This is a genomic window from Rhizobium sp. AP16, from assembly GCF_000281735.1.
In the GTDB taxonomy this organism is placed as follows: Bacteria; Pseudomonadota; Alphaproteobacteria; order Rhizobiales; family Rhizobiaceae; genus Rhizobium; species Rhizobium rhizogenes.
In genome coordinates, this window is sequence record NZ_AJVM01000047.1 from 38284 (window position 1) to 51064 (window position 12781).

22 protein-coding genes and 1 tRNA gene are annotated in these 12781 nt (G+C 55.1%); 14 read left to right on the plus strand and 9 right to left on the minus strand.

The features are described 5' to 3' along the window. Positions 1-42 precede the first annotated feature (42 nt). From PMI03_RS15805 to PMI03_RS15815, 3 genes are all read left to right on the plus strand, one after another. Positions 43-330: a hypothetical protein gene (locus PMI03_RS15805; protein WP_007694959.1), complete on the plus strand. Its 288-nt coding sequence runs from the start codon at positions 43-45 to the stop codon at positions 328-330. A gap of 503 nt (positions 331-833) precedes the next feature. Then, positions 834-1118, plus strand: coding sequence for a DNA-binding transcriptional regulator (locus tag PMI03_RS15810; protein ID WP_007694960.1), 285 nt, complete (start codon positions 834-836; stop codon positions 1116-1118). Between the two features lie 25 nt (positions 1119-1143). Beyond that, entirely contained in the window at positions 1144-1398 is a 255-nt protein-coding gene (locus PMI03_RS15815; RefSeq protein ID WP_007694961.1) for a hypothetical protein, read from the plus strand. A gap of 716 nt (positions 1399-2114) precedes the next feature. Here the strand turns inward: PMI03_RS15815 and PMI03_RS31755 are convergent. Then, a complete protein-coding gene (locus PMI03_RS31755; protein WP_007694963.1) occupies positions 2115-2450 on the minus strand; it encodes a hypothetical protein in 336 nt (111 codons plus the stop codon). A gap of 180 nt (positions 2451-2630) precedes the next feature. Between PMI03_RS31755 and PMI03_RS15830 the strand changes: the two genes are divergently transcribed. After that, the gene (locus tag PMI03_RS15830) at positions 2631-3065 is read left to right on the plus strand and encodes a hypothetical protein (RefSeq protein WP_007694964.1); all 435 of its coding nucleotides are present in this window, start codon (positions 2631-2633) and stop codon (positions 3063-3065) included. A 254-nt stretch (positions 3066-3319) separates the two neighbouring features. Here the strand turns inward: PMI03_RS15830 and PMI03_RS15835 are convergent, their stop codons facing one another. The 6 genes from PMI03_RS15835 to PMI03_RS31075 are packed head-to-tail and all read right to left on the minus strand — an operon-like array spanning position 3320 to position 6933. Then, complete coding sequence (locus PMI03_RS15835) at positions 3320-3859, minus strand: DUF6362 family protein (protein ID WP_309574388.1); 540 nt, start codon at positions 3857-3859, stop codon at positions 3320-3322. Then, complete coding sequence (locus PMI03_RS15840; RefSeq protein WP_007694967.1) at positions 3843-4139, minus strand: hypothetical protein; 297 nt, start codon at positions 4137-4139, stop codon at positions 3843-3845. Before PMI03_RS15840 ends, PMI03_RS15835 begins: the two co-directional genes overlap by 17 nt. After that, a complete protein-coding gene (locus PMI03_RS30735; protein ID WP_007694969.1) occupies positions 4136-5065 on the minus strand; it encodes a DUF1376 domain-containing protein in 930 nt (309 codons plus the stop codon). Before PMI03_RS30735 ends, PMI03_RS15840 begins: the two co-directional genes overlap by 4 nt. Then, positions 5065-6513 (minus strand): DnaB-like helicase C-terminal domain-containing protein, encoded by a 1449-nt coding sequence (locus PMI03_RS15850; RefSeq protein ID WP_007694971.1) that lies wholly within the window; start codon positions 6511-6513, stop codon positions 5065-5067. The genes PMI03_RS30735 and PMI03_RS15850 overlap by 1 nt, the downstream gene beginning before the upstream one ends. After that, positions 6500-6721 carry a hypothetical protein gene (locus tag PMI03_RS15855; protein WP_007694973.1) on the minus strand — a complete coding sequence of 74 codons (222 nt, stop codon included), beginning with the start codon at positions 6719-6721 and terminating at the stop codon, positions 6500-6502. Before PMI03_RS15855 ends, PMI03_RS15850 begins: the two co-directional genes overlap by 14 nt. After that, positions 6718-6933 carry a Cro/CI family transcriptional regulator gene (locus PMI03_RS31075; protein ID WP_081500817.1) on the minus strand — a complete coding sequence of 72 codons (216 nt, stop codon included), beginning with the start codon at positions 6931-6933 and terminating at the stop codon, positions 6718-6720. Before PMI03_RS31075 ends, PMI03_RS15855 begins: the two co-directional genes overlap by 4 nt. A 124-nt stretch (positions 6934-7057) precedes the next feature. Between PMI03_RS31075 and PMI03_RS15860 the strand changes: the two genes are divergently transcribed. Then, positions 7058-7747, plus strand: coding sequence for a helix-turn-helix transcriptional regulator (locus tag PMI03_RS15860; RefSeq protein ID WP_007694975.1), 690 nt, complete (start codon positions 7058-7060; stop codon positions 7745-7747). A gap of 394 nt (positions 7748-8141) precedes the next feature. On the opposite strand, the gene PMI03_RS30740 is transcribed toward PMI03_RS15860, so the two are convergent. Next, positions 8142-8654 (minus strand): Arc family DNA-binding protein, encoded by a 513-nt coding sequence (locus PMI03_RS30740; RefSeq protein WP_007694976.1) that lies wholly within the window; start codon positions 8652-8654, stop codon positions 8142-8144. A 111-nt stretch (positions 8655-8765) separates the two neighbouring features. Between PMI03_RS30740 and PMI03_RS32035 the strand changes: the two genes are divergently transcribed. The 8 genes from PMI03_RS32035 to PMI03_RS15905 all read left to right on the plus strand — a co-directional run bounded on the left by PMI03_RS32035 (position 8766) and on the right by PMI03_RS15905 (position 11750). Next, on the plus strand, positions 8766-8933 hold the full coding sequence (locus PMI03_RS32035) for an Arc family DNA-binding protein (protein ID WP_007694978.1): 168 nt from the start codon (positions 8766-8768) through the stop codon (positions 8931-8933). Positions 8934-9007: 74 nt separating this feature from the next. Continuing rightward, positions 9008-9316 (plus strand): hypothetical protein, encoded by a 309-nt coding sequence (locus PMI03_RS15875; RefSeq protein ID WP_007694980.1) that lies wholly within the window; start codon positions 9008-9010, stop codon positions 9314-9316. Then, on the plus strand, positions 9313-9543 hold the full coding sequence (locus PMI03_RS15880) for a hypothetical protein (RefSeq protein ID WP_309574389.1): 231 nt from the start codon (positions 9313-9315) through the stop codon (positions 9541-9543). Before PMI03_RS15875 ends, PMI03_RS15880 begins: the two co-directional genes overlap by 4 nt. Further along, positions 9540-9995, plus strand: coding sequence for a hypothetical protein (locus PMI03_RS15885; protein WP_007694984.1), 456 nt, complete (start codon positions 9540-9542; stop codon positions 9993-9995). The genes PMI03_RS15880 and PMI03_RS15885 overlap by 4 nt, the downstream gene beginning before the upstream one ends. Further along, positions 9992-10186 (plus strand): hypothetical protein, encoded by a 195-nt coding sequence (locus PMI03_RS15890; protein WP_007694985.1) that lies wholly within the window; start codon positions 9992-9994, stop codon positions 10184-10186. Before PMI03_RS15885 ends, PMI03_RS15890 begins: the two co-directional genes overlap by 4 nt. Next, positions 10186-10494 carry a hypothetical protein gene (locus PMI03_RS15895; protein WP_007694986.1) on the plus strand — a complete coding sequence of 103 codons (309 nt, stop codon included), beginning with the start codon at positions 10186-10188 and terminating at the stop codon, positions 10492-10494. Before PMI03_RS15890 ends, PMI03_RS15895 begins: the two co-directional genes overlap by 1 nt. Positions 10495-10497: 3 nt before the next feature. Continuing rightward, positions 10498-10887 (plus strand): hypothetical protein, encoded by a 390-nt coding sequence (locus PMI03_RS15900; RefSeq protein ID WP_007694988.1) that lies wholly within the window; start codon positions 10498-10500, stop codon positions 10885-10887. Positions 10888-10955: 68 nt separating this feature from the next. Continuing rightward, positions 10956-11750: a site-specific integrase gene (locus tag PMI03_RS15905; RefSeq protein ID WP_007694989.1), complete on the plus strand. Its 795-nt coding sequence runs from the start codon at positions 10956-10958 to the stop codon at positions 11748-11750. A 106-nt stretch (positions 11751-11856) separates the two neighbouring features. Here the strand turns inward: PMI03_RS15905 and PMI03_RS15910 are convergent. Beyond that, positions 11857-11933 (minus strand) — tRNA-Pro (locus tag PMI03_RS15910). A gap of 305 nt (positions 11934-12238) precedes the next feature. Here PMI03_RS15910 and PMI03_RS15915 point away from each other — a divergent pair. Next, positions 12239-12643, plus strand: a complete 405-nt coding sequence (locus PMI03_RS15915) for a hypothetical protein (RefSeq protein WP_007694990.1) — start codon at positions 12239-12241, stop codon at positions 12641-12643. Positions 12644-12781 lie beyond the last annotated feature (138 nt).

Genomic DNA, 12781 nt, shown 5'->3' on the forward strand with positions numbered 1-12781 from the left:
TTACGCTGAGACATGGACGCTAGAACTAAAGGGGACCTTGAAATGAAAGAACTAAGGGAAATTCTCGCCAAAATTGAACGCGGCGATACCCTGGATGCAACAGCGGTCAAAGCTGCATTGTCTGAAGTTGAGTTAGAAATCAGTGCTCTACGCGCTGCAGTCTCAGTCTTGTACGATAATATCCTGCTCAGCGGCCCCAAAATATATGCCTCCCTCGCGAACATGAATGTTAACAACGGTAGGAAGCAGCCTGGGGTCCGGAAGGAAGTCAGTTTGAAGGTTTTGGAGATTGCCCATTCCCTGGATGAAGCCATCGAGCCGAGGGACTGACCGGCTGACCCACTTGGCGCTGTCATAATGTGACCAGTCCGGAGTGGCTTGGCAGTAGAGACATATAGCCTGTAAGAGCTGAGCCAGCATGGACGGGAAACGCCTTCCTATATGGATAAACATCCAGAAAGGAGGCGCTGCTCATGCTCCAACATCTTACCGATTACTGGCCGCTCATAGCGCACGCTGCGCAAATCGTGGCTGCCATGACGACAATCTACCGAAATTTAAAAGCCGCCCGATGACAAGTCGGGCGGCTCAACTATTTACCACGAAAATCGTGGTTTTTCTTGCGCTACCACGATTTTCGTGGGACAATAATCTTGCCGAAGCAATCCCGCTTCGGCAGGACTAGGAGGTCCAAATGGGCGTTAAGCTCACACTCCAAGTCCGGATCGGCAAGTGGAGACTGACAATCTCCGTAGCCCGGTAACCGGGGGCCGGAGGGGTCTAGCCACCCTTCCGGTTCCCAGACGATATAGCAAACTTTGGAGGCCATCTCAATGACCGAAGAAATCCTGGATGCTGCCAAACTTAAACATCTTCGAACCGGCGCACATCTGACGATGCCTCAATTTGCCGAGGCGATGGGGCTGCCTCTTAGATCGTATGAGGATCTTGAGCAAGGGAGGGTAGCTTTTAGACCGATCCATCATAACGCGGCGACGTGGGCCCTCGTCAGGCTATTCAAAGCCGGTGCGATTCCTGGTGGCCTTCCGTTTGATGTTGAAGAGACTATAAGGATCTCAGCTCAAATGATTGTCGAACGAAATGGGACAGCCAAATAATATCTCTTCCATCAGGAGATCAGAAGTGACGGGTGACCTGCATCGCTACATAGAAAAGATGAAAAAGATGATGGGCGAAATTGACCAGCTCATTGAGGAGGACAAGATGCTCCTTGACATGCATCGCCGCTTTGGAATCACCGACGAGGCCGGCGAAAAGCAATTGTTGAACGGCTTGCAAAGTCTCGAAGAGAGCCGGAAGCGTTATTCGAAATACCTCGAAAACGCCATGGCTTCGTCGTTGGGAATACCCCAAAAGACACGACACTCTCCAAAGTGAGAAGCCCGACCAACAGTTATGCCGATCGGTCCTGAAACTATAATCTGGCTTGGCCGAGTTATAGTAAAGCGGTTGTTTGGTATAACAACCGTGGATGACGGTTCGGCTTAGCCAGGCGTATTCATCGCCGTCATTTTCCTCTTGGGAGGAATGGGTATCGGTCGCACCGCCCCATCTCGACATCAGAACTTGTTCTGTTCAATGCTCGATCTTTCGCACGAACCTCTCAACATCGTTGTGCCGTCGCTTTTTCTTCTACCTGTTATCTGACCGCTCCCGCGATTGATCGCGTACCGCGCTGTAACGCTGTCCTGGAGAATGATCTCATCATCATTCGCAACGACACGTGTCCGCGTCCCGACGAAGTACCACCCACTCCCATCGTTCTCATGAATACGGACGGTGCGCGTGTCCCATGTGAGTTCGTAGCGAAGTTTGTAGCTTACCTGACTACCATCGCCCTTGGATACTGTGACATTGCATAGCAAATAAAGATCCGCGGCCGACGCGGTCTGCACACAGAATCCTATTATCAAACCGATGAGCGCCAACCCCAGCTTGTGCATATTATCCCCCACGACACAGCCCCGAGGATAATACAATCACAACAAGAATAACGAGTCTATACGGGTCTACCGGGGCATCGCCTGACACCGCCTATGCTGATAAAATTACGTCAACTTCTCGTGCCGCACGTTTTTCAGGACTGGCATGGGCTAACCTTGGGGAACATGATGACAAGATTCTACGTCGCGAAAATCGTTAGAACTAACGGAACGAGAAGTAATCCAATTACTCTTTTTGCCGAAAATGACGACGATGCTCGGTCCAAAGTCGCCGCGAGCAAGTTGGCTTATGGCCACAAGGAAATATTCATCGCTCACCTCAGTCCAGAAAGCCAGGGGACATTTGACCGTTGGGTAGATGACAACAATGGTATCGTTGAGCATGCTGACTATGCGTTTACAGACGATGGACCAATAAGCACATACAAACTGTTTCAGAAGAAACAGTAGGCGAATCTGCCCGGAATGATCGCGCCCCTGGCTCATGATTGCCGTTTCCGGCCTACAGGCTATGCCTGATCTGAGGGGTTCCAGCGCTTGCGCGAATTGCTACAGGCGACCACTGGGCCGCGTAGGACGTTGGTCTTCCGAATAGGTCCTTATTTCCCTCGACAGCAAGTTTTACTTGGTGCAATCTGAACTTGCTGTCTGGATGGAGGATAAAACGTGGACCCTGTAAGTTTCTTGGGCCTCGTGGCCGCGATTATTACTATCGCAGATGCAATAGAGAAAAGACTCGGAAAAACTCCAGAGCCGAATGAACTGGCGTCCGCTTATATGGCCGAGATCGATGCCGGGCGAAGAGTGCCGATGCCCGGAGTGACGCAAGAAGATATAACTCGGATCGCCGAGCAATACATCAGCATCAAGAATTTCAACGGACCTTTTATCGACCGTATAAAAAGGTATTGCATCCAAACCTACCAAGATGCAATCGACAACAATCCGAATGATAGAGAGCTTGATGATGCCTACCGACATGCGCAGCAATGCGTCTGCCGCAATATAGGGATGGCACGGCGACATCTTTCGCCGGGCGGCACGGGTTGGGACGATTTCAGTGAGTGGTTTGATCAATTCAACTGCCTGGACAGGATCTAACACAAGCCACGTATATCTCATGACATGGAGATCGGATCTGCGCGGCCCGTACGGGCCGTTATCGATTTACCCAGCGGCTTACCGTTTGCCCCGCTTGCTGAAACGAAAAAAGGCCGCTCGAAAGCGACCCTCTGTTGCGGTGAGCGCCAAAAGCGCAAATCACCAATTCTTGCACGGAAGATGGCCGATAATGCCAAATTTGCCAAGCATTTTTTAGTGAATTTCACCAGCATCCCCAAAGTTTCTGGGAAAATCTACGTGTTAGCTGCGATCCAAGCATCGGTGATTGCAGTCTCGAAGCGCTTCCTGGCGGTCTCGTCGCTGCGACCGATCTGCTTGCCGATTAGGCCGAACGACACGTCGTAGGAACGCCACCAGAGGATGCGCCAAGCGGACCTGTCTAGGTGCCTCACCCACGACAACGCCGTCAGGTAGTCAGAGACGTCGGCCGGCGTTGGCTGGAAGCGAGGCTGCGCGTCATCGTCTGGATCGTAGGCGTCGAGGTATTCCCGCACGTAGTCCGGCGACGACGACTTGATAATGAAGAAGCGGCGCTCGCGATCGGGAACGGCACGCAGCGTCTTCATGGCGCGCATCAATCGCTCCTCGATTTCCGTGCGTGGCACCTTGGTCTTGGACGACGCCACCCGCGGCGCTGGACGCCGATCTGGCTGGGCGCGAAGGCTGGCGCGGTTGTGAATTCGCAGGTGGCTGTCCTCCGGCAACACCATGCAGCCAGGCACACGCGGCTTGGCAGTCGGGGCTTTCACTCGGGTCTTACGAATTTTTGGCATACTTTGCCCCCATCTTAACAATGCCGCGGCGTTCCAGTGACATGCACACGTAGGACGGCCGCCAGTTGATCGGTGTTGGTGCCCTCCTCGGTGGGTCGATCTGGAACCAGTCGCCGTTTGCGTCGAGGAAGAACTGAAGCCCATCGGCTGCGAAGTGGCCCATCATGTCGTCAAAGAGCAGATCGCAGATGAGGCCGGTCCCGCGAGGCGCCGTATTCATTGGCCGCCAAGGATTTTCGCGGTCATGTGATTCTCGCTCTTGCCGTTCCCTGATCGTCATGCTGCTAACTCCCTATCGCGCCAGTCGACGCCATCGTTGGGCTCAAGAAGGTTGGCGGGAACCATGCAGCCCGGAAGTCCCGGCGCTGGCCCCCACTGGGCGGTCAGCCACTTCGATTCGCGGCGACCGTAGCCAAGCCGCTTGCGCCAATCCTCCTCGCCGACCATCTTCAACGCTTGCGGCTCCGCAGGCGCGAAGCTTTCGAACCGACGCTTCGAGATGAAGCGGCAGGCGTGCTGAACTTCGAGGTTTGGTTTTTCCTTGAGCAGGGACCTGTAGCCGGGGATCGCCGCGAGGCATGCTGCTCGATCATCCAAGCAGAGCTTCTTCCAAGCGTCGTGGGCTTCTTTTTTGCCCATGCCCTTGTGTGTCGGGTATGCCTTCCAGAAGGTCTCGAACTGCTCTGGATAAGAAAATCTTTTCTTCGATTTCGGCTTCTCGTCCGAACTGGTTTCGGACAAAGAACCGTTAGGTTCTTCTATTAATATCTGAGCTTCTGAGATTGGTTGAACGTCGGTTGAACGCCCGTCCAACGGATGTTCAACTTCACCGCTGTTTTTCCTACGTTTTTTCGCTGATGTTTTTCCGGCCTCTGATTGCTTCTTCAGCATTTCTGCGCGGGAAGTGAACGCATTTTCGCAGCGAACATTCCAAAGCCCGCAGTCGAGCCGAACGATTTTTCCTTCCTCCAAGAGGTCATTCAAGACCTTTTTGAACACTCGAATATCGGCACCGCACATGCGCGCCAGGCGCTCCTCGGATTGGTCCAGGGCCACGCCCCGGTTATACATCTCGTTCAACAGGACAGTGTAAATCCCGATCTCCTGAGCCTTCATCCCCCGAATCCCGCCGAGGAAGTCGTCCTGAAACCACTGCACGTAAGGCAGCAGGCAGTGACGATAATCCGGCACGTAGTCAGCTCGCATCAGAACGACCTCGCCGCGTTGCGGACAGCCGAGCAGGCTATGTCAATGAACAGATCGACGGTCTTGACCGGCCCGTTGCGCTGCTTGGCGATGATGAATTCAAGCTTGTTTTGGCATTCGACCAGGCGCTCCGACCGCTCGAACTCGGACTCCTCGTCTTTGCCTTTGGCCTTTTCGAGGTAGTAGGCTTCGCGATAGATGAACGCGACCGTGTCAGCGTCTTGCTCGATCGAGCCGGAATCGCGTAGGTCAGAAAGCATTGGCCGCTTGTCTTCTCGGCTTTCGACGCCACGCGATAGCTGCGACAGCGCCACCATAGCCAGATCGTTCTCACGGGCGATCTGGCGCAGGCCGGCGGATATTTCGCTGACCTCAGACACACGGTTCCCAGCGTAGCGCGATGACGCTGCAATGAGCTGCAGGTAATCGACGATCAGGAGATCGATCTTACTGCCGGCGCGCTCGGCAACGTCCTGCATGCGCTCGACCTTGACCCGCAGGTCGGTGATTGAAAGGCCGGACTGCTCTTCGATCCAGAGCGGCAGTTGGTTCAGGTTTTGCTTCGCTGCGACAATGCCCTCGAAATCCTTCTCCGATACCCTGCCGGTGATCAAATCATTGTACGGAACTCGTAGGTTCCAATCGTAGGCGATATCGGTCAGGGCGCGCATGGCAAGGCGATTGGAACCCATTTCCAGCGATATGAAACCGACGCCGGCGCCGCTCCTTGCTGCCTTGATCCCTATCCCCAGGCCGACGGCAGTCTTGCCCATAGACGGCCTGGCGCCGAGAACGACCATCTCGCCGCGCTGAAGGCCACCGGTTGCTGCGTTTATGTCGGCCAGTCCCCAAGTGATGCCGGTTATACCACTTCCACGGTTGATAGCGTCCTGGACCTCGTCCAAGGCGGTATCGGCAGCTTCGGATATCGAGAACCTTGTCTTTCCCCGTCCGCCGCCCCGAAGCGCGGCTGCAATATCGTCGAATGCCCGCGTCGCGTTGCGGATCAGTGCGCCCGGATCGACGCCAGGGTCATTTGCCGCGACCGCAATATTCTCGGCCTCGATCGCCAGACCGATCCGCGCGGATTGCGAAAGCAGGTTCGGGATGCTGTTCTTGAACCCGGCAATGCCGTGAACGGTGTTCGAGGCGAGAGCGGCCAGATATGCCGACAGGGGCCGGCCGATCAACTTGTTCCACTGCGCCGCCTCGTCTTCCGGAAACAGCTTGTGAACTATGCCGAGACTTGCGCTGTTGTATCGCTCGTGCCCGAGCAGCATGTTTTCGTAGATCCGCCGGTGAAGTGGCTCCACGAAGTGTTCTGGCTTTACGACGCCCAGCACGGCCGTCACGCTACCGGCCATCAGCAGAGACCCGAGTATCTCTTGCTCGATCTCCGGCACGAAGCCGCGGTTGGGCAGATTGAGGTGAGCGCTACCGTCTGGCATCCACAAGATCCCCGGCGGTGAACAGTTGGTAGAATTTCCTGAATGCCAAGGCGGCGGCGCGTCCGTCCTCAAGCTTCAGCGTCAGGTCTGCCTGATTTCTGGCAGCAACGTAGGCGTACCAGGCCTCGCTTTGCGCTTCCAGCGAAGGCAGATCATCATTGGCGACGTTCGTGGCAGCCAGCGCGCATCCGCGTTTGGAGATATTCATAGCGCCACGCCCCCTGTCCGCGTCCTGTCAATTTCAGGAGGATAAAGATCGGGGCGAAGATCAGATCGACTGACGCCGCTGACTCGCTCGACAGCGAGCACGCGGCCTGCCGGCACCTTCTTCCACTGGCAAACAGCTTGAGCGGTCACGCCAATGCGGCCGGCCAGCTGAGAAGGGCCACCCACTGCTTTCAAAGCTTTCTTGAGGGACATAAGGAAATCTCACTTGATTTAATCAAGCGAAATAAAGCAGATTTTAACGCCTTTTTCAAGTAGTGCTTTATTGAAAACTTCAGGCGTGCCTTTATCCTGCCAACAGCACTGGAGAAATCAAGCGATGACAAGTCCGTCTTTGGGTCAGCAGATAAAAGAAGCGCGCAAGCGGGCTAGCATGACGCAAGCCGATGTTGCTGAAAAAATGTCAATCAGCGTTCAGGCGGTTAGCCAATGGGAGACGAACAGGACTATTCCGAATTATAAAAACCTTCGTGATCTCCAGCGGCTCATAGGAGTGTCAATAGACGACGGCATGACGGCGAAAGATTTCCTTCAAAGCATGCACGTATCTTGGGAAGAGCCGGATGTGGCCGTTCGAGCTCCGATCGTCGATTGGAAGAACCCGAGCGAATGGGGGAATGTCGATCCCGACGACACAGATGATGAAAACCCCTTTCGGTGGGTCGCCGACGACTTCTTAGAAGTGCGCTGGAAGCCAATCGGGGACGTTTTTGCGTTGAGAGTAAGAAGCGATTATTTAAGACCAGATTTTATGACTGGCGATTTCATAATAATCGATACCGGTCGCGCTGCAGAGAAAAACGATGTTGTGGTGGTTGAAACGGAGGAGCGCGTTATATTAGGAAGATATATACCCATGGGTATAGATGAACATCGAGCACCGATATTCGAAATCCGGGATAACATCCCCAGTCCCCCGAATTCTACCACCAAGCGTTTCGATGCACAAAAGCCGGGGCGCGTGATTGGGGTTGTTCGTGAACAACGTCGATATTTCCGTATGGATTAATTTTTCATAAATTTTCTCTTGATATTTAAATCAAGCGATGCTTTATTTTTTCCATCAAATCGATGGAGCCTATATGACGTCGCACCTCACTCAACTTGACATCGATATTGCCAGCGCATTGCTGCATGATCGACAGCGCCGCTCATCGGTCTCATGTGCGATCAACGCTCACCTGAATGCCGTTCGGGTTGACGAGGCACAGTTTGATGACGCAGGCGTCGCGTTCAATGCCGCAGCGGCGGCGTCAGTGATACTTTGGTTGAATGCCTTTGCCGTGAGGACTACGGCGCCCCGGAAACGATCGCGATATTCCTTCGGTCGCTGGTTCTGCCATCGCGCACGCATGCGTGTGACGCCCGCCACGAGAAGCTGCGATGACCCGTTGGATCAGATATCACTTGGGTTTGTGTGTTCGTGATCTATAATATTCGCGAAGCTTCATCCACTGCTCGAACCGCTTGCTATTCGATACCTTTGGCGCGTCGAATATACCGGCCTCAATGCGTTCAATATTCCCGCCTGATGCCTCCGATATTGCCTGTAGGTGCGTCACTATTTCGTCCCAGGACTGGGGATAACCATCGGCGTCCAACAGGACGTAGAGTGTGTTTTCATCGGAAAATTGCCGCGTCGCCCACTCGTCCCAGCCGCTCAGCCGTTTTTCATAGTTGTGAATTTCCGCAGAACGCTGAGCATTCTCACGCTCTAACCTGGCAATCTTTTCGAGGAGCTCTCCAAGCTCGGCGTCAAGTTCTTCAAAGGTATACTGGAGACGCTCTACGATCTCACCGTTCATCGAGCGGTTATTCAGTTCGGCCGCAGATTTTATGCGCTCACGCAACCCGTCGGGCATGCGCAAGAGGAATTTGTCCAGCTCTTCATTCGGTGTCTTCGGCGGTCTATCCATGGTCAACCCCTATAATATCAGTTCGATATTAAATAAATGATATCGAATCGATATAAGGAATTGACATAGAATGATATCAAAGCGATATTAATCTTACTGGAGGATGAATGTATGAAAGGTGAAGCTAAACTTCTTTGCCGCCTCCCACCGGAAATCAAAGGATTCCTCGAAAAGCAATCCGAGAAATTCGGGAGCTCCATGAACAGCGAAGTCGTTCGCAGTATCAGGGAGCGGATGGAAAGAGCGGAAAGGGAAATGCCGGCTCAAGCCGGAGAATAGCAGCAGACGGGGAAAGAGTTTGGCGACCAATCCCCGCCTCTGCAAAGTCCACATCAAACAAAAGGAATTGCCTGATGAGCAATCACAGGAATAGCACGCCCGCGCCCGATATTTCAAGTGAAGGCGCACCCGTGAATAAAAAATCTGCGGCTGAGAAAGCCCTCCTCGATCTCGAGGCCCAGATTTGCGACATCTACGCTATGGTTCACGTCTCGAGTTTGCTTTTCGAGGATCTGATCGAAAAGCCTTTCATGGGAGACAAACTCAAATTTGTCTCATCCTATGAGATGGACATGCTGAGCTTCGCTTGCCACGACCTTGTGGGGCGAGCCTCATCCCTGCGGAATGATTTCTATGCCGCTGCTCATGGGAAGGACGCGTGATGACCGCAAGCACCACCGCCGGCCTCTCGGGGCCATCAAGCCTTGTCTTGGACGCTCAGAACATCCTCTCGGAGATCAAGCACCTCAACGAGGCAATTTTCATGGCGGCGCACGGTCTTGGCAACCGCGACCACATGAACGCAATCACGTCCGTCGCAGACATCATCGACAAGAAACTCCATGTCGTTGAGGAGATGCTCGACGCAGCGCGGGGGGCAGATCAATGAATCTTTCCCGCAGACAATCGCTCGGCCTGCTCGCCGGCGCCGTGATCCCGCCAACGGTGGTCGTAGGCGCCGCGCCGCTCGTAGCGGTAGCAACCAAGATGACACCGCAGGAGCGGTATGATTTCCACCTGGCAGAACTCAAGAAGGCTGCTGAGGAAATCGAACCGATGATAGGCCGTTGGCATGTCTCCGGACTTGCCGAAGGCGAGACAGGGGGATGTGCCCTGATCATCACGGCCTTTCGGGTGACCGGCCGATATCAAGGTGATGGTTTGTATGAGCGCGGCAAGCCGAACTGGAACGGGGTCTTTACGCGATACAACGTTCGCCTTCTCGATCATCGTATCGATGACGAACGGCTGTTTGAAGTGAGAGGCCCAGGCGAACGAATGCAGCTGATCGAGTCCAATCTCAACACCTTCATTGGCCGCAAAGTAGGAGCGCTCTCATGACCCAACGCAAGGACAGGTTCCGAGATGCCCTTGGTGCGGCCGAAAGCTATCTCCGCGCTTTGGAGTTGATGGCTTGCGCCACCTTCGACGGGGGAGGCAAAGATTATTGCGCTTACCTCGCAATCATCGCCGCCGCCAAAGCCGAGGTTAACGTCGCTCAGGTTATCATCGACGTGATGGAGGTCGACTGATGTTGACCGACCTCATTGCTCAATACCATGAAGCCCAGCGCGTCTGGCAGGCTCAGTTCGACGAAGACGACACAAAGGCCAGCAACTCTAAGGAATGGGATGCATACGAGGCAGCAGAGGACGCCATCCTCTATTACCCGTGCAAGACCCTGGAGGATGTCCAGACGAAAGCCAGCTTCGTGCTTGCGGACACCAATGCCCTCGATAGCGTGACGAACTGCTTTCGCTCGGATGATGGCGCGCCGTCCTTGGTCCTCTTCCTTCGCTCACTGCTGGGCGAGCCGCCTGTGGATAACGGGGGAAACTGAGCGATGGCGACCGAAACGCCCCATCCGGTCGGCGACGACGAACCGGTGACCCTTGCCGAGGCATGCAGCATCTTCTTCCGTGGCAGGCTGACGAAGTCCGCTCTCCGAACGGAGGCGCGCAAAGGCAATCTGGAAATCCTCCAGATCGCCGGGAAGGACTTCGTCACCCGCAACGCCATCGAAAGGATGAAAGAGAAATGTCTCAGAAGAAACGACCAGCCCGGCTCTGGCTCAGGCCAGACACCGGGACCTGGGTTATCAAAGACGGGAGCAAGCGCGTCAGCACAGAATGCCCTGAGGCTGAAGTTGCAGCAGCGCAAGCAAAGCTCGCAGACTACATCGCAGCCCAATACCAACCAGAGCGCAGCAGTCGTTCCGCTGAAGTCTCCATAGGTGATGTACTGCTGGTCTACCTCGATGAGAAATGCCCGAAGACCGCGCGGCCGAAGGAAACGGAGGCAATGATCGCACGGCTGAACGACTTCTTCGGCGATATGCTGATCTCGGAGATCCGTGGGAAGACGTGCCGGGAGTTTGCCGACGACCGCGGCAACGAGGGCGGGGCTCGTCGCGATCTCGAAGTCCTTCGCGCGGCCGTGAACTATTACCATGCCGAACATACGCTCGACATGGTTCCGAAGATCACCCTACCCCAGAAGGGAACGCCTCGCCAAAAGTGGCTTACGAGGAAGGAAGTGGCAAAGCTCTTGCGCGCCGCGCGGGATGAGAAGCAGTGCGGTCACCTGGTCCGGCTGATCATGATCGGCCTCTACACCGGCACGCGCCTATCAGCGATCCTGAACCTGCAGTGGATACCGAACGTCAACGGCGGCCACGTAGACCTCGATCGGGGCGTAATCTATCGCAAGGCCGAGGGCGAGCGTGTGGCGCATAACAAGCGCAAAACGCCGGTCAAGATCCCGCCTCGCCTGCTCCGCTTTCTGCGATACTGGAAGCTGGCCGACACGAAGACCGATTCGGAAGGCCGTAAGGTCACCTTGCGCTATGTGGTTCACTACGCCGGGGAGAAGATCGTTAAGCCTCACAAAGCCTTCAGGACGGTCCGAGGCGCGGCAGGCTTCGATGATGACGTAACACCGCACGTTCTGCGCCATACGCGCGCTACGTGGCTTGCACAGGCCGGCATTGATACCGAGCAGGCAGCAGCGTCCCTGGGGCTAACATCGGAAGAGTTCGAGCGGACCTACGCGCATGCGAGTCCTGATTTTCAGAACGAAGCAGCGAACGCATTTTAACCGGTCCGCAAGCCAAACGGTCCGCAATCGGTCCGTAGGTCAAAAAAGTAAGTATCGAGGAATTCAGATTTTCGGGAAATAAATGAACCTTTTCAATGGTTCAGACTGGTCGGAGTGGAGTGATTCGAACACTCGACCCCCACGTCCCGAACGTGGTGCGCTACCAGACTGCGCTACACTCCGTGACCAGCGGCGCTTCTATAGACCAGCCATTTTTGATGTACAAGCACCAAATTCAAAAAAACCATTTGTTTCTTGACGAAAAGATTACAGAGGCAATTGCCTGGAAAATCGGCAGAAAAAACAGGCGGTGAACCGAGCAAAGTGCATAAGACGCAACACTTTCGGCAAAATCCCACTTGTACACGCGGATGGGAATTTTCTTTTGCCGGCTTTGGCGCTAAAGCCCTTAGCGGGACAGGCGGAAATGTCGTGGGACAGCGGCGCTTCCGCAACCGAATGCGAGACAGAAGCTCAAGGACGATACGATGAATATCCGCATGATCACCGCGGCGGGACTGTTGCTGGCGCTGGCCGGCTGCGCCAGCACGACCACGACACCAATTCTCCCGGCGCTTGTAAGCAACCCGGTGCAGGACCGCTGGGAAGGCCAGTCGGCCGGGCGCTTCTTCGCCTCCTACGGCCCTCCGATCTCCGACCGCGACGAAAGCGGCAACCGCGTCTACACCTGGCGGGGCGGCTACAAGACGGTCACCATCGCGACCAAGGACGGGAAGAAGGGCGGCAAGCGCTATCTGAGCTGCAAGGCCGATATCGTCACCACCCAGAGCTACGTCATCCGCTCGGTCCGCATCCTCGGCGACCAGCCCGGCACCAGCGGCTCCTCCTATTGCGCCGAACTGCTGGCGCCGCCGCCTGAAAAGGCCAGCTGAGTCTCACACATTATCGGGGACGAAGGTTTTGCAGGCGGCTCGCAAGGGTCGCCTGTCTTGTTGCGGCTAGCCATTTGAACACTTTGCTCACTGGCCGGCCCATTTTGTCTGGAAAATGTCCTTCCCGAGAGAGGGGTG